General features: G+C 74.0%; 21 protein-coding genes. 9 read left to right on the forward strand and 12 right to left on the reverse strand.

Annotated features, from left to right (window positions below; all coding sequences use genetic code 11):
• Positions 1 to 748 precede the first annotated feature (748 nt).
• Positions 749 to 1,243, forward strand: a complete 495-nt coding sequence (locus tag H1226_RS22385) for a nuclear transport factor 2 family protein (protein WP_258342372.1) — start codon at positions 749 to 751, stop codon at positions 1,241 to 1,243.
• Between the two features lie 302 nt (positions 1,244 to 1,545).
• Here the strand turns inward: H1226_RS22385 and H1226_RS22390 are convergent, their stop codons facing one another.
• The 8 genes from H1226_RS22390 to H1226_RS22425 all read right to left on the reverse strand — a co-directional run bounded on the left by H1226_RS22390 (position 1,546) and on the right by H1226_RS22425 (position 9,979).
• Positions 1,546 to 2,184, reverse strand: coding sequence for an aspartate/glutamate racemase family protein (locus H1226_RS22390; protein WP_258342373.1), 639 nt, complete (start codon positions 2,182 to 2,184; stop codon positions 1,546 to 1,548).
• An 11-nt stretch (positions 2,185 to 2,195) separates the two neighbouring features.
• A complete protein-coding gene (locus H1226_RS22395; protein ID WP_258342374.1) occupies positions 2,196 to 3,524 on the reverse strand; it encodes an MmgE/PrpD family protein in 1,329 nt (442 codons plus the stop codon).
• Positions 3,521 to 4,807, reverse strand: coding sequence for an MFS transporter (locus H1226_RS22400; RefSeq protein WP_224960909.1), 1,287 nt, complete (start codon positions 4,805 to 4,807; stop codon positions 3,521 to 3,523). The genes H1226_RS22395 and H1226_RS22400 overlap by 4 nt, the downstream gene beginning before the upstream one ends.
• A 91-nt stretch (positions 4,808 to 4,898) precedes the next feature.
• Complete coding sequence (locus tag H1226_RS22405; protein WP_258342375.1) at positions 4,899 to 6,326, reverse strand: MmgE/PrpD family protein; 1,428 nt, start codon at positions 6,324 to 6,326, stop codon at positions 4,899 to 4,901.
• Positions 6,323 to 7,135 carry a cyclase family protein gene (locus tag H1226_RS22410; RefSeq protein WP_224966788.1) on the reverse strand — a complete coding sequence of 271 codons (813 nt, stop codon included), beginning with the start codon at positions 7,133 to 7,135 and terminating at the stop codon, positions 6,323 to 6,325. Before H1226_RS22410 ends, H1226_RS22405 begins: the two co-directional genes overlap by 4 nt.
• Positions 7,132 to 7,986, reverse strand: a complete 855-nt coding sequence (locus H1226_RS22415) for an HpcH/HpaI aldolase/citrate lyase family protein (RefSeq protein WP_258342376.1) — start codon at positions 7,984 to 7,986, stop codon at positions 7,132 to 7,134. Before H1226_RS22415 ends, H1226_RS22410 begins: the two co-directional genes overlap by 4 nt.
• Entirely contained in the window at positions 7,983 to 9,194 is a 1,212-nt protein-coding gene (locus tag H1226_RS22420) for a CaiB/BaiF CoA transferase family protein (protein WP_258342377.1), read from the reverse strand. The genes H1226_RS22415 and H1226_RS22420 overlap by 4 nt, the downstream gene beginning before the upstream one ends.
• Positions 9,191 to 9,979 carry an IclR family transcriptional regulator gene (locus tag H1226_RS22425; protein ID WP_258342378.1) on the reverse strand — a complete coding sequence of 263 codons (789 nt, stop codon included), beginning with the start codon at positions 9,977 to 9,979 and terminating at the stop codon, positions 9,191 to 9,193. The genes H1226_RS22420 and H1226_RS22425 overlap by 4 nt, the downstream gene beginning before the upstream one ends.
• A gap of 205 nt (positions 9,980 to 10,184) precedes the next feature.
• On the opposite strand from H1226_RS22425, the gene H1226_RS22430 reads away from it, so the two are divergent.
• Positions 10,185 to 11,564 carry an FAD-dependent oxidoreductase gene (locus H1226_RS22430; RefSeq protein ID WP_258342379.1) on the forward strand — a complete coding sequence of 460 codons (1,380 nt, stop codon included), beginning with the start codon at positions 10,185 to 10,187 and terminating at the stop codon, positions 11,562 to 11,564.
• A complete protein-coding gene (locus tag H1226_RS22435) occupies positions 11,561 to 13,027 on the forward strand; it encodes a dihydroorotase (protein WP_258342380.1) in 1,467 nt (488 codons plus the stop codon). The genes H1226_RS22430 and H1226_RS22435 overlap by 4 nt, the downstream gene beginning before the upstream one ends.
• Positions 13,028 to 13,177: 150 nt before the next feature.
• Here H1226_RS22435 and H1226_RS22440 read toward each other — a convergent pair whose 3' ends face one another.
• Positions 13,178 to 14,008: a CPBP family intramembrane glutamic endopeptidase gene (locus H1226_RS22440; RefSeq protein WP_258342381.1), complete on the reverse strand. Its 831-nt coding sequence runs from the start codon at positions 14,006 to 14,008 to the stop codon at positions 13,178 to 13,180.
• Positions 14,009 to 14,509: 501 nt separating this feature from the next.
• Between H1226_RS22440 and H1226_RS22445 the strand changes: the two genes are divergently transcribed.
• From H1226_RS22445 to H1226_RS22455, 3 genes are all read left to right on the forward strand, one after another.
• The gene (locus H1226_RS22445) at positions 14,510 to 15,994 is read left to right on the forward strand and encodes an MDR family MFS transporter (RefSeq protein ID WP_224960895.1); all 1,485 of its coding nucleotides are present in this window, start codon (positions 14,510 to 14,512) and stop codon (positions 15,992 to 15,994) included.
• 46 nt (positions 15,995 to 16,040) lie between these two features.
• Complete coding sequence (locus tag H1226_RS22450) at positions 16,041 to 16,673, forward strand: 2'-5' RNA ligase family protein (RefSeq protein ID WP_258342382.1); 633 nt, start codon at positions 16,041 to 16,043, stop codon at positions 16,671 to 16,673.
• 256 nt (positions 16,674 to 16,929) lie between these two features.
• Entirely contained in the window at positions 16,930 to 17,694 is a 765-nt protein-coding gene (locus H1226_RS22455; protein ID WP_258342383.1) for a hypothetical protein, read from the forward strand.
• Between the two features lie 37 nt (positions 17,695 to 17,731).
• On the opposite strand, the gene H1226_RS22460 is transcribed toward H1226_RS22455, so the two are convergent.
• The 3 genes from H1226_RS22460 to H1226_RS22470 are packed head-to-tail and all read right to left on the reverse strand — an operon-like array spanning position 17,732 to position 19,399.
• Positions 17,732 to 18,556 (reverse strand): Fpg/Nei family DNA glycosylase, encoded by an 825-nt coding sequence (locus tag H1226_RS22460; RefSeq protein ID WP_258342384.1) that lies wholly within the window; start codon positions 18,554 to 18,556, stop codon positions 17,732 to 17,734.
• 24 nt (positions 18,557 to 18,580) lie between these two features.
• Positions 18,581 to 18,922: a hypothetical protein gene (locus tag H1226_RS22465; RefSeq protein ID WP_224960887.1), complete on the reverse strand. Its 342-nt coding sequence runs from the start codon at positions 18,920 to 18,922 to the stop codon at positions 18,581 to 18,583.
• Positions 18,923 to 18,928: 6 nt separating this feature from the next.
• Positions 18,929 to 19,399 (reverse strand): ribose-5-phosphate isomerase, encoded by a 471-nt coding sequence (locus H1226_RS22470; RefSeq protein WP_258342385.1) that lies wholly within the window; start codon positions 19,397 to 19,399, stop codon positions 18,929 to 18,931.
• A 139-nt stretch (positions 19,400 to 19,538) separates the two neighbouring features.
• Between H1226_RS22470 and H1226_RS22475 the strand changes: the two genes are divergently transcribed.
• The 3 genes from H1226_RS22475 to H1226_RS22485 all read left to right on the forward strand — a co-directional run bounded on the left by H1226_RS22475 (position 19,539) and on the right by H1226_RS22485 (position 21,388).
• Positions 19,539 to 20,336 carry an MBL fold metallo-hydrolase gene (locus H1226_RS22475; protein ID WP_258342386.1) on the forward strand — a complete coding sequence of 266 codons (798 nt, stop codon included), beginning with the start codon at positions 19,539 to 19,541 and terminating at the stop codon, positions 20,334 to 20,336.
• Between the two features lie 180 nt (positions 20,337 to 20,516).
• Complete coding sequence (locus H1226_RS22480; RefSeq protein ID WP_258342387.1) at positions 20,517 to 21,071, forward strand: YbaB/EbfC family nucleoid-associated protein; 555 nt, start codon at positions 20,517 to 20,519, stop codon at positions 21,069 to 21,071.
• Complete coding sequence (locus tag H1226_RS22485) at positions 21,068 to 21,388, forward strand: WXG100 family type VII secretion target (protein ID WP_224977859.1); 321 nt, start codon at positions 21,068 to 21,070, stop codon at positions 21,386 to 21,388. Before H1226_RS22480 ends, H1226_RS22485 begins: the two co-directional genes overlap by 4 nt.
• Positions 21,389 to 21,421: the final 33 nt, after the last annotated feature.

Genomic DNA, 21,421 nt, shown 5'->3' on the forward strand with positions numbered 1-21,421 from the left:
GCATGGGGGCCGAGCCCCGTAGGCCCCCACGGTGCGGTAGGCACCTGTGGAGGGCGCGGCGGATCTCGCACTGAGGCAGGCTGGGGGACGGCGGGGAACTTCGCGGGGGTCCGGGCGGGATCCCGGGCCCGGCCTGGGCCGTCCTTTGATCTCGGCCCCTCTCCCTTTCGCATTTCCGCATGGGGGCCGAGCCCCGTAGGCCCCCACGGTGCGGTGGGCGACCTGTGGAGGGCGCGGCGGGTCTCGCACTGAGACGGGCTGAGGGGACGGCGGGAAGCTTCGCGGGTGTCCGGGCGGGATCCCCGCCTCGGTCTGGGCCGTCCACCTCTCGCCCGGGACACGGTCGCCGGCTCGCGGCCGACGACGGCAGAGCCGGCACTGGCGTTCGAAGCGTGGACAGCCGCCTGTGCGGGCACGTCGGAACCTCGGCCGGTGCGGTCGTGGGCGCGGCCCCCGCCAGTGGGGCGGACCCGCGCGCACTCCACGAGCGGGAACTCCGCGGAGCCGCTCCATCGACCGTTCCGGCTCCCGAATACGGCGATCCGCTCACCCGGGCCGATGTGATGTCCACCGGACCGCAGAAGCCGTCGGACGAGATCCTCGCGGCGTTGCTCGACCCCACCGACGGTCCGGAAGATAGGCTCCGGAGTCGCCTTCGCTGTGCCCTGACCACGGCCGACGGTGCCGCGATGCCGGTGTGCGTCCGCTCTGCGCGGCGCGGCGGACCCAAGGAGACGAAGGGACCCCGATGTCACTCGAGTCAGACGTCCGCTACCTGTTGGATCGTCTTGAGATCCAGGACGTGATCGCGCGCTACGGACTCGGTCAGGACTTGCACCAGCCCCACGACGAGAACCTCGACGTGCTGGAGCACTGGGCGGACGTTTTCACCGAGGACGCCGTACTCGACTACTCCGAAGCCGGGATGCCGGCAGCGATGAGCCGTGAGGAACTCGCCGACATCATGCGCGGCCCTCAGCGCGACGGCGGCATGGCCAACATCTACAACGTGTGGCAGCACGTCGAAGGACACGCCACCGTGACGATCGACGGCGACCGGGCCACCGCCGTGTCACCCCACCTGCACACCCACGAGACCAAGGCCGGCGAACCGGCCAACGTCATCGCGGCGGGCATGTTCTACGACGCTCTGGAGCGGCGTCCCGAGGGATGGCGGATCGTGCGTCGACAGCTCAAGAACCTCTACGTGCACACCGTCGATCGGTCCCCGAACGAGAGTTGATGCCCTCCCTCGCCGGGTGGGGTCCCGGGCCCGGTCTGCGCCGTCCTTTGATCCCGGGCCCTCCCCTCTCGCAGTTCCGCACGAGGCCCCCGCGGTGCGGTGGACACCTGTGGAGGGCGCGGCGGGTCTCGCACTGAGACGGGCTGAGGTGACGGCGGGAAACTCCGCGGGGGTCCGGACGGGATCCCGGCACCTCGTCCCTCGGGTGGCGATTCGACGGTGCCGATGCCCCGCGGTCCTCCCGTAGCGCAGGCTCCTGCACGGGTCGGCGGGGGTTCTCCTGTTCGGACTTCGCGGGAGCGTCAGGGGGTCGGGGTGAGCGCTCCCAGGACCGCCAGGGCCGTTCGGATCGGGTCCAGGACCACGGGCGCGTCGGGGTGCTGCTCGGTGTCCACTGCGGAGCAGCCGTTGATGACGGCGGTGACGCCCGCGGCCGCGAACGCGGCCAGGGGGTCGCGCATCGCCGCCGACCAGCGGGCCGGGTCGGTGATGTCCTCGACCGCCAGGTTCAGGACCGCCACTTCGGCGAAGGAGCTCGACCAGCCGTAGTCGTCGATGCGGTGGCGCAGCTCGGCGGCGATCGCCGCGTTGCGGGTCACCGCACCGATCCGGTGCCCCGCCGCGACCGCGGCTCCCACCGCCAACCGGAGCAGGCCCAGCGCGGGACGGCCCCCGAGCAGGCCCCCGTCCGCGGGCACCGCCGGATCCAGCACGCAGTCCGGCAGCACCGCGTCGCACTCCGGCGCGGCCGCCAGCGACTCCGCGACCAGCTCCGTCGACCGGCGCACGTCCGCCGCGGACTCCAGGGCGCGCGGGCCGCCCGCGGGCAGGTCCGACAGCACCACCCGCACCCCCGCGGGCGAGAGCGCGTCGTAGCGGGCCTGCCTGCGGGCGACCTCCCGCGGCCCGACGACGATCGGCGTGACGGCGTGCACGAGCATGGTGTTCCTCCTCATCGGACCTGGCACGAAGCGCCGAGCGCACGCAGCTCCGCCGCGGCGTCCACCGCGTCCGGCAGCGCGGCGCACCGCTCCCGGACACCGGCCACCACCTCCGGGGCGCCCAGCAGCTCGCCGAGGACGCGGACCCGGTCCGCGGCGGAGAACGGGTGGAAGGCGGCGTCGCCGACCGGGTTCGGGCGCTCCGCCACGACCCCGGCCGCGGTGAGCCGCACCGGCCGCTCCGCGGGCAGCCGGGCGTCCAGGTCCGGCGCCGCGCGCACCACGACCCGGCGGGCCAGCTCGGCGGTGCCCGGGTCGGCCAGCGCCGCCGCGGAGAACTCGGCCGGGCCCACCCGCCCCCGCCGCAGCGCCGTCGCCACCACGAACGGCAGCGAGAACCGCGCCGCCAGCGGCGTCGGCCAGCTCGTCCGGTCCAACCCGGCGCCGAGCGAGTGGATCTCGACCAGGACCTCCGCCGGGTCCGGCCCCACCTGCTCCCGCACCGACAGCGCCGCGTCGATCGCGGCGTGGGTGAACGAGCACGAGGAGTGCTGCTTGAAGTAGCCGCCGAGGACCTCCCAGCCCCCGCCGGTCAGCACCGCCGGGTCCAGCTCGCCCAGCAGGCCGCCCAGCGCGTCCGCCGCGACCCCGGTGACCTGCCCGGCCCCGGACGCGGCCAGCCGCGCCGCCGCCAGCCCCGACTGGTTCGCCGCACCCACCCAGGCGTCCCGCACCGGGTTGCCGTCCAGCGCCGCCGAGAACGGGCCCGCGACCGGCAGGCCACCGCCCGCGTCGATCGCCGCCGCCGTCTCCGCGGGTCCCAGCCCGAGCAGCCGCGCGCAGCCCGCCGCCGCACCCGGGACGCCCCAGTTGCCGTGCGGATGGGTGCCCGGCCGCAACCGCGTCGCCCGGCCGAACCGGGCCGCGACCTCGTACGCCGCCAGCAGGGCGCAGCACAGCTCCGCGCCGCGCACCCCCCGCCGCGCGGCCAGCGCCAGCACCGCGGGGAAGCCGTGCGCCGCCGGATGCCCCGCGGCGAGCCGGTGCCCGTCGTCGAGCTCCAAGCGCACCGCGGCGACCGCGTTCAACCAGGCCGCCGCGTCCACCGCGACCGCGCGGCCCGTCCCGAACAGCGGGGACGGCCCGTCCGGGGCGTCCCACGCGGCGACCAGCGCCCGCTGCGCCGGATCCCGCGAACCGAGCGCGGTGACCGCGATCGAATCGGTGAGCACCACCAGCAGGCGTTCCCGCACCTCGGCGGGCACCTCAGCCCAGCTCAGCTCCGAGACCCACCGGCCGAGCCCGCCGACGGCCTGCCAGACCTCCGCCGCCCCGCTCATGCCCGCTCGCGCACGACGCGGCCCGCCGGTGCCGCCGCGGCGACCGGCTCGCGGGGCACCAGCAGCATCAGCAGCGCACCCGCCACCGCCAAGCCGGCCATCACGACGAATCCGCTGGTGAAGCTCCCGGTGCCGGCGACGATGAAGCCCATCACCGACGGGGCCACGATCCCGGAGGACGCGAACGCCGCATCGGCGAACCCGGCGGCGCTGCCCGGCTGGTCCGGTGCCGCGTCGATCGAGGCCACCCACCAGATGCCGCCGGTGACGAACCCGAAGCCGACGCCCAGCGAGATCGAGAGCAGCGCCACCGTCAGCGTCGGCGCGATCGCCAGCGGGATCAACGAGCACCCGGCCAGCAGCAGCGCCGCGCCCATCACCGCGAACCGGGTGCGGATCCGCGGGCTGCGCCGGTACACCCGGTCCACCACGTAGCCGCCGACCAGCGCGCCGACGATGCCGCACGCCCACGGCGCGATGGAGAACGCGCCCGCCTGCTCCACGCTCAGGCCGTAGGCGTTCGAGAGGAACGACGGCAGCCAGTACATGAAGCCCCAGAACATGAAGCCCCACGCGAAGTACCCGCCCGCGACCACCCACAGGTTCCGGTTCGTCAGCAGCGGCCGCCACCGCACCCGGGACCGGCCCGGCGCCGAATCGGACTCCTGCCCGGCCGCGATCAGCTCCCGCTCCGCGTCGTTCACCCGCGCCGACTCCGAGGGCAGGTCGCGCAGCAGCAGCACGGCCAGCACCGCCCACACCACGCCGAACAGGGCCAGCGTCCAGAACATGCCGCGCCAGCCCACCAGGTCGGTCAGCCCCGTCAACAGCGGACCGGAGATCAGCAGGCTCCCGGAGACCGCGACCCCGCCGCACAGCGCCAGCGCCACCCCGCGTTCGCGGACCGGCAGCCACCGGCTCACCGTGCGGGTCGCCGCCGGGAACGCCGGTGCCTCCCCGATGCCCAGCAGCAACCGGATGACCAGCAGCCCGGCGAACGAACCGGCGATCGGGATGAGCGCGGTGGTCACCGAGAACAGCGCGATCGCCGACAGCAGCACCCGCCGCGTCCCGAACCGGTCCACCAGCGGCCCGGACAGGAACGCCGCGACCATGTAGCCGATGGAGAAGACGGAGCTGATGATCCCGTACTGCGCGGTGGTGATCCCGAACGCCTGCTCCAGCGGTTCCACCGCGTAGGAGACCGCGCTGCGATCGATGTAGTTGATGACGATGAGGCCGATCACCAGCCCCAGCGTCACGAAGCGAAACCGTGTGCTCATGGCGTGTTCCTCGATTCCGGGAGGGGAATCGTTCGTTCCGTTCGAACGGAGCGGACGAGACGTCGTTGTCTGCCAGTGCTCGGTGCGCGGATCAGCCGTCCAGGTCGGACGCGGCGAGCGCGGCGTGGACGCCGCCCATCACCTCGGCGACCGCGCGGTTCGCGCGCAGGTCCCACACCGCGGCGACGACGTCCGCCGCCCGGTCCGGCCCCACGGCCCGGCTCGCGTTGCCGGTGAACTTCGCCGCCAGCTCGTCGGCGGACAGCGGGCGACCGGGGCCGCCGCGGTTCTCGGTGATCCGCTCGGTCACCGTGCTTCCGTCGGTGAGCTCGGCGGTGAGGACGGCGGGGAACTGCCGGGGGAATCCGGCGGTGGCCTGCTCGTCGGCGACGACCCGCACCCGGCCGGCCAGTTCGAGGCGACGCGGGTCGGCCGCGGCGGCGTCGGTGAAGTCCTCGTGGAACACGCCGAGCCCGCCGCCGCCCAGCAGCGCCGCCGCCACGGTGTAGGGGCCGGAGAACGCGGCGTGGTACCCGGAGCGCGGGTGGCGCTTCTCCGCGGCCGGTTCGGCGATGGTGCGCAGCACCGGGGCGGGCACCCCGAGCACCAGCTCGCGGACCTGCTCGGCCGCCACGCCCCGTTCCCGCAGCCGCAGCGCGGCGTCGATGCCGGCGTGCGTGAAGTGGTTGCACGGGTAGGGCTTGAAGAACACGCCCGGCGTCTCCCAGTGCTCGCCGAGCCCGTCGGTGACGCGTTCCGGGTGCACCCGCTCGCCGCAGAACGCGCGCAGGAACCCGAACCGTCCTTCGATCACCGTGGGCGGGCCGGTGAGCCCGTGCCGCGCCAGGTCGGCGGCGGCGACCCCCGAATGCGCGGCCCAGCCGCAGTGCACCCGCTTGATGGTGCCGCCGGTGCGGTTCGCCTCGATGACGCCGGCGCCCATGCTGGCGGCGATGCCGACCGCGGACGCCAGCGCCTCCGCGTCGAGCCCCTGCAGCATCCCGGCGGCGACGGCGGCGCCGATCGCGCCGCAGATCGCGGTGGCGTGCTGCCCGTGCTCGAAGAACACCGAGTTGCCGAGCTCCTCGTCGTAGCCGGCCATGCCGAGGCGGCAGGTGACCTCGATGCCCATCGCCGCCGCGGCCAGCAGGGCGCGGCCACCCGCGCCGGTGCGCTCCGCGGTGGCCAGCGCCGCGGGCACCACCGAGGCCGACGGGTGCAGCACCGACGGCAGGTGGGTGTCGTCGAAGTCCAGGCTGTGCGCCAAGGTCCCGTTGACCAGCGCCGCCGACGGCGCGGGAACCCGGCCGGGCAGGCCGATCGCGGTCGCCGCGGGCTGCCCGCCCCACTCGGCGACGACCGCCCCGGCGATCCGCGCCGGTTCCTCGCGGACCGCGGCGAGGGAGTTGCCGAGCACGTCGACGATCCGGCCGGCCACGTCGTCGGCCAGCGCGTCGTCGATGCCGTCGGCGGCCAGCCGGGCGCCGACCTCGCCGATCCGCTGCGCGGGAGTGGTCACGGCTGCACCACCGCCAGCGGCCGCACCGGGGCACCGGTGCCGCCGACGATGCGCAGCGGGGCGAACACGGCGAGGAACTCGCCCAGGCCGGCTTCGGCGGCGTCCTCCAACGCCAGGTGCTCCACGATGTGGATGCCGTGCTCCACCAGCAGCACCCGGTGCACCGGCAGCACGCGGTGTCCCGCACCCGCCGGGATCTGCTCGTAGGCGGTGGTGTCGCCGCCGGTGGCGACGATGCCGCGTTCCACGAGCCATTCGGCGCCGTCCACGGTCATCCCGGGCACCCCGGTCTCCTTGCCGACGTAGGCGACCGGGTCGCCGAACAGGCGGCCCCACCCGCTGCGCACCACGGCGACGTCGCCGGGGCCGGGTTCGGCGCCGGCGCGCTCCGCGGCCCGCGCCAGGTCGCCGGCGGTGATGCCGTAGCCGGGTTCCAGCACGTCCACGCCGTGCACGGCGGCCACGTCGAGGAACACCCCGCGGGTCACCATCGGCGGGATCGTCTCGGCGCCGTGCACGGTGTGCTTCCCGCCGCGCTGCGCTTCGGCCGCGTCGGCGCCGCCGTGCAGCTTGCCGTCGTGGCTGACGTGGGCGAGCGCGTCGACGTGGGTGCCGGTGTGCCCGCCGGTGACGATCACCTCGTTGGACGCCGAGCCGCCGTCGGGGCGGACCGCGTCGCCGTGGCGGCGCTCCAGGGTCATCCGGAAACCGGGGTGGTTCGGCGAGCCCGCCATCCCCGTGTACAGCGGGTGGCCGAGCTCGATGATGCGGGTCCCGGCGCGCACGGCGCCGAGCAGGGCGTCGGTCACGGGTTCTCCTTCCCGGCCGCGGCACGGCCCGGTTCGTGGTGCTGCTGCAGCTCATCGGCCAGTTCGGTGACCCAGAGGGCACCGGCGACGACGGCCGGATCGACGAAGCGGCCGTCGGCGTCCACCCAGGCGGCCGCACCCGCGGCGCCGACCGAGGCGAGCAAGGACCGCGCCCGCGCCACCTCGTCCTCGCCGGGGGTGAAGGCCTGGTGGACGGGGGCGATCTGGCCGGGGTGGATCACGGAGCGGCCGAAGAACCCGGCGTCGCGCAGGGTGGCGCTGTCCGCGGCGAGTCCGGCGGTGTCGGCCAGGTCGGTCCACACGCTGGCGATCGGGCTGGGCAGCCCGGCCGCCCGGTTCGCGGTGACGATCCGGGCCCGCGCCCAGCCGAGTTCGGCGCGGTCCCGGATCCGCAGGTCGGCCGCCAGGTCCGTCTCCCCGGGGGAAATCCCGGCGACCAGCGGGTGGCAGGTGGCGAGTTCGAAGGCCCGCTCCAGGCCTCGGGCGTTCTCCACCAGCAGGTGCAGCGGCAGCCCGGTCCGCTCGGCCAGCGCGGCGACCGCGGCCGGGTCCTCGGCCTTCGGCACCCGCAGCCCGGCGGCGCCGGACCCGGCCAGCGCTGCGGCGTCGGCCTCGGCCCACGGGGTTCCGGAACCGTTGATACGCACCCAGGTCCGCTCGCTCGCGCGGGCCGCCGCGCAGGTGCGGGCCCGGTCCTTCGCCGCGGGCGGGACCGCGTCCTCCAGGTCCAGGACCACGGCGTCGGCCGCCCCGCCGAGGGCCTTGTCGACCAGGTCCTCCCGGTGCGCGGGCACGTACAGCCAGCTCCGCGCCCGGCCGAGGGCGCTCACACGACCCCCTGCTCGCGCAGCCGGTCCAGCTCACCGGCGTCGACGCCGAGGGAACCCAGCACCTCTGCGGTGTGCGCGCCGAGCCGCGGGCCGGTGGTGCGGACCGAACCGGGCGTGTCCGAGAGCCGGAAAGGGGTGTTCTGGAAGCGGACCGGGCCCAGCTCCTCGTCGTCGATCGTCACGATGCTGCCGAGCGCGTTGAAGTGCGGGTCGGCGAGCACGTCCGCCGCGGTGTAGATCGGGGCGACCGCGGCCTGCGCCTCCTCGAAGGCGGCGACGACCTCGTCCCGGTCGCGGGCGGCGATCCAGGAGCCGACGGCCGCGTCCAGCTCCTCCACGTGCTCGGCCCGGCCGGCGCCGCTGGCGAACCACGGTTCGTCGATCAGCTCCGGGGCGCCGACCAGCCGCACCACCCGCTCGGCGATCGACTGAGCGCTGGTGGAGACCGCGACCCAGCGGCCGTCGGAGCAGCGGTAGGTGTTGCGCGGCGCGTTGTTCGACGAGCGGTTCCCGGTGCGCGGCTGCAGCACCCCGAGCTGGTCGTAGGCGATCAGGCCCGGCCCGAGCAGGTGCAGCAGCGGTTCGATGATCGCGGTGTCCAGCACCTGGCCGCGCCCGGTGCTCTCGCGGGCCCGCAGCGCGGTGAGGATGCCGAAGGCGGTGGTGAGCGCGGCGACGCCGTCGGCGAGCCCGAACGGCGGCAGCGTCGGGGGGCCGTCCGGTTCCCCGGTCATGGCGGCGAATCCGCTCATCGCCTCGGCGAGGGTGCCGAAGCCGGGCCGGGACGAGTACGGGCCGGTCTGCCCGAACCCGGTCACCCGGGCCAGCACGAGCCGCGGGTTGCGGGCGGAGAGCTCTTCCCAGCCGAGGCCCCAGCGCTCCAGGGTGCCGGGCCGGAAGTTCTCGATCACCACGTCCGCGTCGGCCGCGAGGTCGAGGAACAGCTCCCGGCCGCGCGGGGTGGACAGCACCAGGGTGATCGCCCGCTTGTTGCGGGCCAGCATCTTCCACCACAGCCCGACGCCGTCCTTCTGCGCGCCGTGCGTTCGCGCCGGGTCGCCGCGCGGGTGCTCGATCTTGATGACGTCGGCGCCGTGGTCGCCCAGCAGCGTCGCGGCCAGCGGCCCGGCGAACAGGGTGGAGGCGTCGAGGACTTTCAGGCCGTCCAGCGCCGGGAGTCCGGCTCCCGCGAGGTGGTCGTGGGTCATCGCGTTCCTCCACTGGTGACGGGGCGCTGCGGGGCGACGCCGCCGAGCCGGGCGGTGACCCGGTCCGCGGTCTCGATCAGCTCGGGTGCGGTGGCGGCCACGAACTCGTCGGTGACCCGGAAGCGGGGCCCGCACACCGAGACCGCGCCGACGAGCCCGCCGGGGCCGAACACGGGGACCGCGACGGAACCGGCGTCGCTCTGCCGCTCGCCTTCGGAGGCGGCGTAGCCGAGCCGCCGGATCCGCTCCAGCTCGGCGCGCAGCGCGTCCGGATCGGTGGGCGTGGCGGGGGTGAGCGCGGCGAGTTCCCCGGCGAGCAGCCGGTCCACCTCGTCCGGCGCGGAGTGGGCGAGCATGCACTTGCCGGACGAGCCGGCGTGCAGCGGGAACCGGCGGCCGAGCTCCACCGACATGGTGATCTCGTGGGTACCGACGACCTGGTCCAGGTAGACGCGCCCGCCGTGCACCTTCGCGCTGATCGTGACGGTCTCGTGCAGCCGGTCGCGCAGTTCGGCGAGGAACGGCAGCGCCGTGGCCCGCAGGTCGGATTCGCGCAGCGCCCGGCTGCCCAGGGCCGCCGCGGCCGGGCCCAGCCGGTACTCGCGGCTCGCCGCGTCGTAGGCGATCAGGTCCCGGGCGGTGAGCGATTGCAGGATGCGGTGCACCACGGCCTTCGAGAGGCCGAGCTCGCGGGACACCCGGCTCACGCCGAGCGTCGGCGGGCCGTCGGTGAACAGCAGCAGCACGTCCGCCACCCGCTCGGTGGCTCCGGTGCCCCCGGTCATCTCCGCCACGTCGTCCCCTCCGATTGCCCCGATCGTCGTACCGCTTACCGGAACGACAGTGCGTGCTCGCACCTCGCAATGTCAAGAAATCCGTGCAGGTTCTTGCATAGAACCAGGCAGGGTGCTCTTATCGAAACACCAGCCGCTTTCGGACCTGTTCCGCTCAGCGAAACAACCGGAAGGCGCTGGTAGTGAGGAGAAAGCGATGACGATCGATGTCGATCTCGTGGTCGCCGGAGCGGGCGGTGGGCTGATCGCCGCGATCCGCGGGGCGCAGCTGGGGCTCGACGTGCTGGTGGTCGACTCGGACGCGGACTTCCGCCGCGGCAACAACACCTCGATGTCGACCGCGATGATCCCGGGGCCCGGATCGCGCTTCCAGGCCGCCGCCGGGATCACCGACTCCCCTGAGCTGTTCCTCGCCGACGTCGACCGCAAGACCGGCGGCACCGCCGACCGGCGCATCGCGGCGGCGCTGGCGCAGGTGGGCGCCGAACTCGTGGAATGGCTGGCCGACGACGTGGGCCTGCCGATCGAGCTGCCCACCGACTTCGACTACCCGGGCCACGCGGTCCCGCGGGTGCACAGCCTCCCCGGGCGGCACGGCTCGGCGCTGCTCGGGCACCTGCTCGACGCGGTGGACCGCAGCGCACGGATCGACCTGCTGGCCCCGGCCCGGCTCGTCGGCGTCGCACCGGCGCCGGAGGGCCGGACCGCCGTGCTGGAGAACCCGGCCGGGCAGCGCGAGGAGATCACCGCCCGCGCGGTGCTGCTGGCCACCAACGGCTACGGCGCCGACCGCGAGCTCGTCGCGGCCCACCTGCCGGAGATCGCGGACGCGCACTACCACGGCGGCGAGCACTCCCGCGGCGATGCGCTGCGGATCGGCGGGGAACTCGGCGCCGCCACCGGTTTCCTCGACGCCTACCAGGGCCACGCCGCGCTGTCCGCGGCCGCCCGGACCCTGGTGACCTGGACGGCGGTGATGCACGGCGGCGCCGTCGTCGACTCCGGCGGCACCCGGTTCGGCGACGAGACGACCGGCTACTCCGAGTACGCCGCGGTGCTCGCCGGGCGGCCCGGTGGCCGCGGCTGGCTGGTCTTCGACGAACGGATCGACGGGCTGTGCCGCGCCTTCGGCGACTACCGGGACGTGCTCGCCGCCGGGGCCGTGCGGCGCGCCGACGACCCGGCGGGGCTCGCCGAGCTGATCGGGGCACCCGCCGCGGCGCTGGAACGGGAGCTCGCCGACCTCGCGGACGTGGCCGCCGGGACCCGCGCCGACCGGTTCGGCCGCGCCGCGACCACCGCGCTGCACCCGCCGTACCACGCCGTCGAGATCGTCCCCGCGCTGTTCCACACCCAGGGCGGGCTGCTCGTCGACGAGCACGCCCGCGTCCTGGACACCGCCGGGGAACCCGTTCCCGGCCTGTACGCCTCCGGTGGCGCCGCCGCCGGGATCTCCGGTCGCGGCGCGGCCGGATACCTGGCGGGCAACGGACTGCTGCCCGCGCTGGGACTCGCCTACCTCGCCGCCGGGCACCTCGCCCGGTCCACCCGCAACCCCTCGGAAGGTGCCCGATGACCCGACCCGACCTGATCGTCCGCGACGTCCGAGTCGTCCGCCCCGGCGGCGGCGAACCGTTCCGCGCCGACATCGCGATCGCCGACGGCGTCGTCGCCGAGGTCGGCCCGGACCTGGCGGTGCCGGCGGGCACCGAGGTCCACGAGGGCCGCGGGCTGCTCGCCTTCCCCGGCGTCGTCGACGCCCACCAGCACTGGGGCATCTACAACCCGCTGTCCGAGGACACCGCCACCGAGAGCCGGGCCTGCGCGCAGGGCGGGGTGACCACCTCGCTCACCTACATGCGGACCGGGCAGTACTACCTGAACCGCGGTGGCCCGTACGCCGAGGTGTTCCCCGAGGTGCTCGGCGCGGCCGATGGTCGCTCGTACGTGGACTACGCCTTCCACCTCGCCCCGATGCAGTCCGCGCACATCGACGAGATCCCGGCGCTGGTCCGGGAGCACGGCGTCACCTCGTTCAAGATCTTCATGTTCTACGGCAGCCACGGGCTGCACGGGCGCTCCACCGACCAGAGCGACTTCCTGATGATCCCCGAGGGCGAGCGCTACGACATCGCGCACTTCGAGTTCGTCATGCGCGGCATCCAGGCCGCCCGCGAGGCGAACCCGGACATCGCCGACCAGATCTCGCTGTCCCTGCACTGCGAGACCGCGGAGATCATGACCGCCTACACCCGGCTCGTCGAGGAGGAGGGCGAGCTCGCCGGGCTGGAGGCCTACAGCGCGTCCCGGCCGCCGCACTCCGAGGGCCTGGCCGTCACCATCGCCTCCTACCTCGCGCACGAGACGGGCCTGCCCACCATCAACCTGCTGCACCTGTCGTCGGCGAAGGCGATGGAGGCGGCGATGGTGATGGCGAAGGCCTTCCCGCACGTCGACTTCCGCCGCGAGGTCACCATCGGCCACCTGCTCGCCGACGTCACCACCGCCGACGGCGTCGGCGGCAAGGTCAACCCGCCGCTGCGGCCCCGCGCCGACGTCGAAGCGCTCTGGGAGCACCTGCTGGCGGGCGACGTCAGCTGGGTCGTGTCCGACCACGCCTGCTGCAAGGAGGAGAAGAAGTTCGGCGACGACTCCGCCGACGTGTTCGCCGCGAAGTCCGGGTTCGGCGGCACCGAATACTTGCTGCCCGGCCTCGTCGGCGAAGGCCGCAAGCGCGGGCTGCCGCTGTCCTCGGTCGCCGAACTGCTGTCCACCAATCCGGCCCGGCGCCTCGGTCTGCCCACCAAGGGCGACATCGCCCCCGGGTTCGACGCCGACATCGCCCTCGTCGACCCGGACCGGTCGTTCGTCGTCGACCCCGGCGATTCCGAGTCCACCCAGGAGTACACGCCGTTCCGCGGCATGGAGATCGGCGCGACCGTCGAGACCACGTTCCTGCGCGGGAGGCGGATCTTCGACGGCGGCGCGGTCCGCGGCGAACCCGGCGGCCGCTACCTGCACCGGCCCACCGGGCGCTGACTCCGGAGCCCGCGGGTGGCCGGAGACCGTTCGCCGGCGGACGTCCTCGCGTCGACGTCCGTCGGCGAACCGGTCGGCCGGCTGCGCCCGGTCTCGCCGGTGACGGACGGCGCGGCCCCGGGGTAAGAGGAGCACGGGTGCGGCATCCGGTCATCGCGCGGCGGCCCCCGCGACCGGCCCGCGGCGTTCGCGCCACCAGACGAACGCCAGCGCCGCCAGGAAGAACGGCACCGGGACCAGCAGGTGCGGCCCGCCGGGCACCGCCGATCGATCGAGGACCAGGGCTCCGCCCCCGGCGAACAGGACGTTCAGGATCGAGGTGAGCGCGTTGTTGGCGATGTGCAACGCGATCGACGTCTCCAGCCCGCGGCTGATCACCGCCATCGCGGCGAAGCAGACCCCCAGGAACGCGTAGTAGGCGATCTGCCACGGGTCGAAGGCGAAGTGGGACAAGGCGAACACGGGGCTGGACGCCAGCACGCCGAACACCAGCGCGGGCGCGACCGGGCGGACCCAGGACGCGAGCGCGGGCATGATCGCGCCGCGGAACATGAGTTCCTCGGCCAGCGACTGCACCGGGATGGTCAGCACCACCACCAGGAGCAGCATCACGGTCGTACCGGTGATGCCGAACGTGGTCCACGTGGTCGCCTCCGGCGCCAGGACCGCGAGAGCGGCGTCGGCCCCCGCGACGAGGACGAGCGCGCCACCGAGGTACCGGAGCAGGCGGCCCCGGTCGAAGCGCCGCGGGAAGCTGAGGACGCGGCGCCAGGGCACCCCGGCGAACCGGGCGGCGACGGGGATCGCCAGCAACCCGGTGATCCCCATGCTCAGGTTCACCGCCAGCAGGCGCAGCGGTGTCAGGACGTCCGGCTCCTGGTCGCCTTCGATCATCGCCACGCCCCGGAACAGGGCGATCTGCAACAGCAACATCGAGAGCGGGAGCCCGATCACGACCACGAGCGGTTTCCACCAGCTCATCCGCAGGTGCGCGCCGAAGGGACGAGGCGTGCCGTCGAACTCGGCCGGCGGGTGCGGCGGTCCGGCTGCCGCGGCGGTCCCGCTGCCGCGGCGGTCCGGCTGCCGCGAGGGTCCGCGGTGCGCGGTCGGGCCGCGGGGGCAGGGGTGAACTCATGCTGGGGCCTCTCGGTAGGCGCTCCCGCGGCGCGCGAACGGCGACGCCGGGCGCGGGACGGTCGCGCATCGGTGCGGTGTCCGTGCTCGGGCCCGCGGGACGGGCCGGTCCGGCGGTCGTTCTCGCGGTGCGCGGCGCGGGCCGCTCCGGTCCCCGATGCCCGACGACACTTTTCCAATACGGTGTATTACTTTTATGGCACACCGTATTAGAACAGTTCGGGCCCTCGATCCCCCGCACGGCCGGGACGTGGTGAGGCCGAAAACCCGTGGTCCCCCGTCGGTGGGGTGCCTCATGCTGGGGAGGGTGCGCGCCACGCCACCGCAAGAGGGGAGCCGGGGACATCAGTGCGACGTCTTGAGTACAAGTGGCTGGTCGGGATCACGTTCGTCCTCGGCCTGATCATGCAGATCCTGGACATGACCGTCCTCAACGTCGCGCTCGCGACGCTCGGGCGGGAGTTCCACGTGGGCGAAGGGGCCCTGCAGTGGGTGCTGACCGGCTACATGATCAGTCTCGCCGTGTTCGTGCCCTCCTCCGGCTGGATCGCCGACCGGTTCGGCAGCAAGCGCACCTTCGAGCTCGCCATCGTGCTGTTCACCCTCGCGTCCGTGCTGTGCGGGCTGGCCACCGAGATGTGGATGCTCATCGGCGCGCGGATCCTGCAAGGCGTCGGCGGCGGCATGCTCGTGCCCGTCGGGCAGGCCATGCTGTTCCGCGCGTTCCCCGCCAACGAGCGCGCCAAGGCCTCCGCGGTGCTGTCCATCCCGATCACCATCGCGCCGACCCTCGGGCCGCTGCTCGGCGGCGTGCTCGTGCAGTACGCCAGCTGGCGGTGGATCTTCTTCATCAACGTGCCCGTCGGGGCCGTGGCACTGCTGTTCACCGTGCTGTTCCTCAAGGAGGAGCAGCGCGACCGGCCGGGCCGCTTCGACCTGCCCGGGTTCGTGCTCGCCGGGGCCGGGCTGGCCACGCTGCTCGTCGCGCTCGACCAGGGCGCCCAGCTCGGCTGGGGCCGGCCCTCGGTGTGGGGCGTGCTGCTGGCCGCGGTGCTGCTCATCGGCGGGCTCGTCGTGCGCGAACTGCGCACGCCCGAGCCGATGCTGGACCTGCGGCTGCTCGGCGACCGGCTGTTCGGCACCGGGAACGCGCTGCTCATCTGCTCCACCGGGGCGATCTTCGGGACGCTGTTCCTGCTGCCGCTGTTCCTGCAGAACCTGCGCGGCTACACCCCGCTCGAATCCGGGCTGGTGCTGATGCCGCAGGCGCTGAGCATGCTCGTCGCCACCCAGGTCGTCAGCCGCGTCTACGGGCGGGTCGGCCCGCGCAGGCTGCTGCTGGTGGGGTTCGGCGTGCTCATCTCCGTCGGGTTCGCGCTGCAGCTGCTCGACACCGGCACGCCGGTGTGGTTCCTGGTGGTGCTGCTCATGTGGCTCGGCCTCGGCATGGGGCTGCTGATGACGCCGTTGCAGACCGCCGCGTTCGCCCGCATCAGCGGGCCCGCGATGGGGCACGCCAGTTCGCTGTTCAACGCCAGCAGGCAGGTCGCGACCGCGCTCGGCACCGCCGTGTGCGCGACCATCTTCGTGGCGCTGAGCACCGCCTACGCGTCCACCGCGGACATGGGCGTGGCCGGGGCCGCGCAGCAGGTGCAGATGGCCGCCTACCGGGGCGCGTTCCTCGCCTCCATCGGTTTCGGCATCGCCGGGCTGCTGCTGTCGCTGCGGGTCCGCGACTCCGATGCCGCCGCCACCCTGGACCACGTGCGGAAACCCCGTGCGCGGCCCGGGAAGCACGGCGGCGACCACGCCGACACCTCGACCGTGAGATAGCTCAAGGTCGCCCCACAGCGGCCCCCGCCGGTGCACTATTTGAAGGGTGACCGAATTGCCGCACGCCGACCAGGTCCGCAACCACGCCCGCTGGCGACCCGGATGGCACTCCGGCCGCACCAGCTACGCCTGGCTGTTGCCGTTCGCCGACCAGCCCGGCCTGCGCAACCTGGTGAACCAGTACCAGTACGCGCTGCGCGACCTGCCCGGGTTCGACCTCGTCCCGCTCGAATGGATGCACATCCTCGTGCAGGAGGTCGGGTTCACCGACGAAGTCCCGCCGGAGCGGACCGACGAGCTCGTCGCCGCCGCCGGCGAACGCCTCGCCGGGTTCAACCCGCTGGCGCTGGCCTTCCACCGGGCCGTGGTGCTGCCCGAGTCGCTGTCGCTGCCCGCGGAACCGCAGACCTCGCTGTGGGACCTGCGGGAGCGGCTGCGGGCCGCGACCGCGGACGTGCTCGGCGCCGAGCAGCTGCCCGCCGAACCCGAAGAGGTCGACCGGCACATCAGCCTCGCGTTCTCCACCACCGAAGGGCCCGCGATCTTCGCGGTCGCCACCCTCGGCGGCACCGACGTCGACCCGACCACCGCCAAGAGCTCCGCGGTGTCGCTGGTGCGGCTCAACCGCGACCACTCCTGCTCCGAGTGGGAGACCATCGCGCAGGTCCCGCTGGGCTGACTTTCTTCCTCCCCCTTCTGCTGCTCGGTGCTCCGGTGGCGGGTGCTCCTCCTGCTCTGGTGGTCGCTGCTCAGCGGCTTCGCCGCTGACGGGAAACGGCCTGCTGCGCGGGTCGAACGCCGGGGGTGCGTCCGGTGCCGGGTGCGAACGGCCGGTCGCGCAGGGTTGCGCGACCGCTCCGGCACTTCCTCCGAACGGGTACCGTCGAAAGTGTGGACGCGGCGGCAGGTCCGCCCTGGAACGGCTCGGAGGGACCATGGGCGCACTCATCCTGATCGTCGTCGCCGCGATCGTGATCATCGGTGCGGTGTGGTGGTCCCGCAGGCAGAACCTCGCCCACCAGCAGCGGGAACTCGACGACTCCCGCGCCGAGGCGCGGCGCTGGGTGGAGCGGCTGGGCGGGCAGGTCCTCAACATCGACGGCACCGACGACGCCTCGAAGCAGGCCATGGCCGACGCCGCCGAACGGCACGGCGCCGCCGTCTCCCAGCTCGACCAGGCGTCCTCCGCCGAGCAGTGCAGGCTCACCACGCAGACCGCGATGGAAGGCCTCTACTACGTGCGCGCCGCGCGCACCGCGATGGGACTCGACCCCGGGCCCGAGCTGCCCGACCTCAGCCACGGCGCCGGGAAGGTCACCGAACACCGCGAGGTCGAGGTCGACGGCAAGCAGCAGGTGGCCTCTCCCACGCCCGGCGACGCCACCCCGCACTACTACCCCGGCGGGCGCGTCGCGGGCCGCCCGGTGCCCGAAGGCTGGTACAGCGAGCCGTGGTGGAAGCCCGCGCTCGTCGCCGGGGCCTGGGGCGCCGGTTCGTTCCTGCTGATGAGCGCCATGTTCAGCGGCATGGCCGGCGTGCCGGAGGCCGCCGCGGCCGGTGACGTCGGCGGCGGGGACCTCGGGGACCCGGGCGCGCTCGGCGACGGCGGGGACCCGGGAGACTTCGGCGGCGACGATCCCGGCGGGGACTTCGGCGACTTCGGAGACTTCGACTTCGACCTGGGCGACTTCGGCTTCTGACGGGTGCGGGGCCGTCGCGCTCAGGCGGCCGGGCTGGTCACCGCGCGGATTCCACCGGCGTCGACTGGCAGACCGGGCACCAGTACAGGTTGCGGCCGGACAGGCCCGCAGTGGCGATCGGCGTCCCGCAGACCAAGCACGGCGCCCCCGCCCGGCGGTACACGTAGACCTCTCCCCCGTGCCGGTCCTGGCGCGGTTCCCGCCCCATCGCGCCCGGCTCGTGCTCCGGGCGCACCGTGTCGATGCGGCCGACGCGCACCCCGTCGGCCATCAGCTCGACCAGGTCGGTCCAGATCGACTTCCACACCCGCTCGCCCAGCTCGCGACCCGGCGTGTACGGCGGGATGCCGTGCCGGAACAGCACTTCCGCGCGGTACACGTTGCCCGCACCGGCCAGCACCGCCTGGTCCAGCAGCAGCGCCGCGATGGAGCTCCGGGACCGCGAGATCCGCGCCCACGCGCGCTCCGGTTCGGCGTCGGCGCGCAGCGGGTCCGGTCCGAGCCGGTCGCGCAGCGCGGCCACCTCGTCGAGGGTGATCAGCTCGCAGGCCGTCGGGCCGCGCAGGTCGGTGCCGCAGCCGGGCCCGACGATCCGCATCCGCACCTGCCCGCGCGGTTCCTGCGGCGGCAGCGGGAATTCGGTGAACCCGCCGTACAGCCCGAGGTGCACGTGCACGACGTCCGGGCCGTAGAAGTGGAACAGGTGCTTGCCGTGCGCCTCGGCGCGTTCGAACCGCGCCCCGTCCACCCGCGCGGCCCCGCCCGCGAACCGGCCCTGCGGGCTCGACACCCGGACCAGGTGACCGCCGAAGCGGGAATCGTGCAGCCCGGCGAGCCGGTGCAGCGTGTGCCCCTCAGGCATCACGGGCCTTCCGGGTCGCCGCGCTCAGAACAGCACCCACAGCACGATCGATTCGACCAGGTAGGCCAGCACGCAGCAGGCCGCGACGAGCAGCCCGCGCCGCACCGCTCCCGGCGCCGCGCCCTTGGCCAGCGCCACCGCGGTCCCGGCGACGAAGGCCAGGCACACCGCGAGGAAACCACCGAGCAGCAGCCACAACCCGACGCCCAGCACGCAATCCGGCGCGGTGCACACCGCGCCCGGGCCACCCGCGAGGTACGGGCTCAACGCGCGCTGCGCGAAGAAGAGGACGAGCACGCCCAGCACCGCGCCGCCGAACGCCACCAGCGGCGTCAGCAGCGCGGTCGCCGGGCGTGCACCGGTCATGTCAGTTCACTCCGCGGGCAGCGCCGGCGGCTCACCGGTCCGCTCGTAGTCGGAGAGCAGGTCGATGCGGCGCTGGTGCCTGCCGCCTTCGAACTCGGTGCCGAGGAACGCCTCGACGATCTCCTCGACCTCCTCGACGGAGTGCATCCGCGCGCCGATGCCCGCGAGCAGCGCGTTGTTGTGCTGGCGGGCCAACTTCGCGGTGTCGACGTTCCAGGTCAGGGCCGCGCGGGCGCCGGGGACCTTGTTGGCGGCGATCTGCTCGCCGTTGCCGGAGCCACCGATGACCAGCCCGAGGCTGCCCTCGTCGGCGACGACGCGGCGAGCCGCCTCGACGCAGAACGGCGGGTAGTCGTCCTGGGCGTCGTAGGCCGCCGGGCCCACGTCGGTCACCTCGTGGCCGCGCTCGGTCAGCCACGTGACCAGGTGGTTCTTGAGGTCGAAGCCTGCGTGATCGGATCCTAGGTAGACGCGCACGCAGGCAGTGTGCCAAACGCCCCACCGCCGTCCCGCACCCTGGTTACGGTTCCGCCATGACCCGGATCCGCACCATCCGCTCCGACCAGGGCGAGCACGGTCCCGCCACCTCGGCCCCGCCCGCGACGGCGGTGCCGTCGTGATCGGGCGGTGGGTGGCCGTCGGGGAGGCGGTGTGGGTCCGGCGGTACGCGGAGCTGGACCTCGGCACCGGGCTGGTGCTGGGTGCCGAACGCGCGCTGGTCGTCGACACCCGCGGCGACCAGCGGCAGGGCGCGGAGCTGGCGGCGGCGGTGCGGGCGAAGACGGCGCTGCCGTGCGAGGTGGTGCTCACCCACGGCCACTTCGACCACTGCTTCGGCACGGCAGCGTTCCGGCCCGCCCCGGTCCACGCCCACGAGCGCTGCGCCGCCTACCTGCGCGGGCACGCCGAGCGGCAGCGCCGCGAGTGGAGCGCGCATTACCGGGACGAGGGACGCCCGGAGGTCGCGGCGGCCTTGGAGCGCACCGAGGTCGTCCCGCCGGACCGGCCGGTCGGCGACCGGACCGAACTCGACCTCGGCGGCCGGCGGGTGCGGCTGCACCACTTCGGCCCGGCGCACACCGACCACGACCTGGTGGTCGAAGTGCCGGACGCGGCCGTGGTCTTCGCCGGCGACCTCGTCGAGCAGGGCGCCCCGCCGGACTTCGAGGACGCCCATCCGCGGACCTGGCCGGACGCGCTCGACGCGCTGCTCGCGCTGCGCCCCGAGGTCGTCGTCCCCGGCCACGGGGAACCCGTGGGCGCGGCGGACGTGCGCGCCCAGCGGGACGAGCTGGCCCGGCTGACCGCGCTCTGCGCCGCCCACGAGCGGGGCGAGCTGACCACCGCGGAGGTGCTGCGCGACTCCCCGTACCCGGCCGACACCACCGAGCACGCCCTGCGCAGCCACCACTAGTCCGTTCGGACGCCCATGCTGGGCCGAACGGAGCCAATTCCGCTCCCAGGGGCACCGATCGCCGATCGCGGACGTCATGCTCGGCAACGGCCGGAGAACCCCCGGCCCACCACCCGCACAACGGCACTGCGCTGGGGCGATCTCGACGGTTGTGCGGCGAACAACACCTGGGAGGCGACGGTGTCCAGTCCGGACCAGTCCGATGCGGCGCGGCGGCAGCAGCTGCAGGCGAGCAACGACGCGTTGCGCGGCCAGATCGACGGCATGCTCGCGGACCTGCGCCGCCGCACGGCCGAGATCCAGGAGAAGCAGTCCGAGGCGGCGGCCAAGACCCACGAGGTCACCTCCGAGGACGGCGTGATCACCGCGCGGGTGGACGCGACCGGCACCTTGGAGCAGCTGCTGCTGTCCCCGAAGGCCTTCGAACGCACCACCCCGGAACAGCTGGCCCGCACCATCACCAGCGTCGTCCGCGAGGCCACCGGCAGCGCGCAGCAGTCGCTGCAGTCGGACTTCGCCTCGCTCGCCGAAACTCCCGAACTGCCGGACCTGTTCGCCGGCGCCCCCTACCTGGCGGACTTCATGCCCAGCAGCGGCCCGCTCGTCGCCCCGCCCGACCCGGCCGCGGAACGCGCCGCCCGCACCGGCAAGCAGTCGCCGAAGCCGCAGCGGGAGCGCCCCGCCGATGACGACGACGAACCGCCGCAGTCGTTCATGGCGGAGGGGCGCTGGTGAGCGACCGGATGCGGATGCGCCCGGAGGAGATCCGGGCGGGCGGCACCCGCATCGGTGCCGCCGGGGACCGGTTGGACGAGGTCCTCAAGCAGCTCAAGTCCAGCCTGGACGGCGAAGGCGAGTGCTGGGGCGACGACGAGGCCGGGCAGAAGTTCGCCGAGACCTACGTCAAGAACAGCACCGATGTCACCGACGGCATCGGGAAGCTCGCCGAGGCGCTCGGCAACATCATGGACAACCTCAAGGCCACCGCCGACGACACCGAAGGCCGCGACGCCGAGTCCGCCTCCGACATCGCGAACGTGCCGCAGAGCTGACAACCGGCCCGCGGGCCGAAGATCGACTGGGGA

This window comes from Saccharopolyspora gregorii (assembly GCF_024734405.1).
GTDB classification, from domain to species: domain Bacteria; phylum Actinomycetota; class Actinomycetes; order Mycobacteriales; family Pseudonocardiaceae; genus Saccharopolyspora_C; species Saccharopolyspora_C gregorii.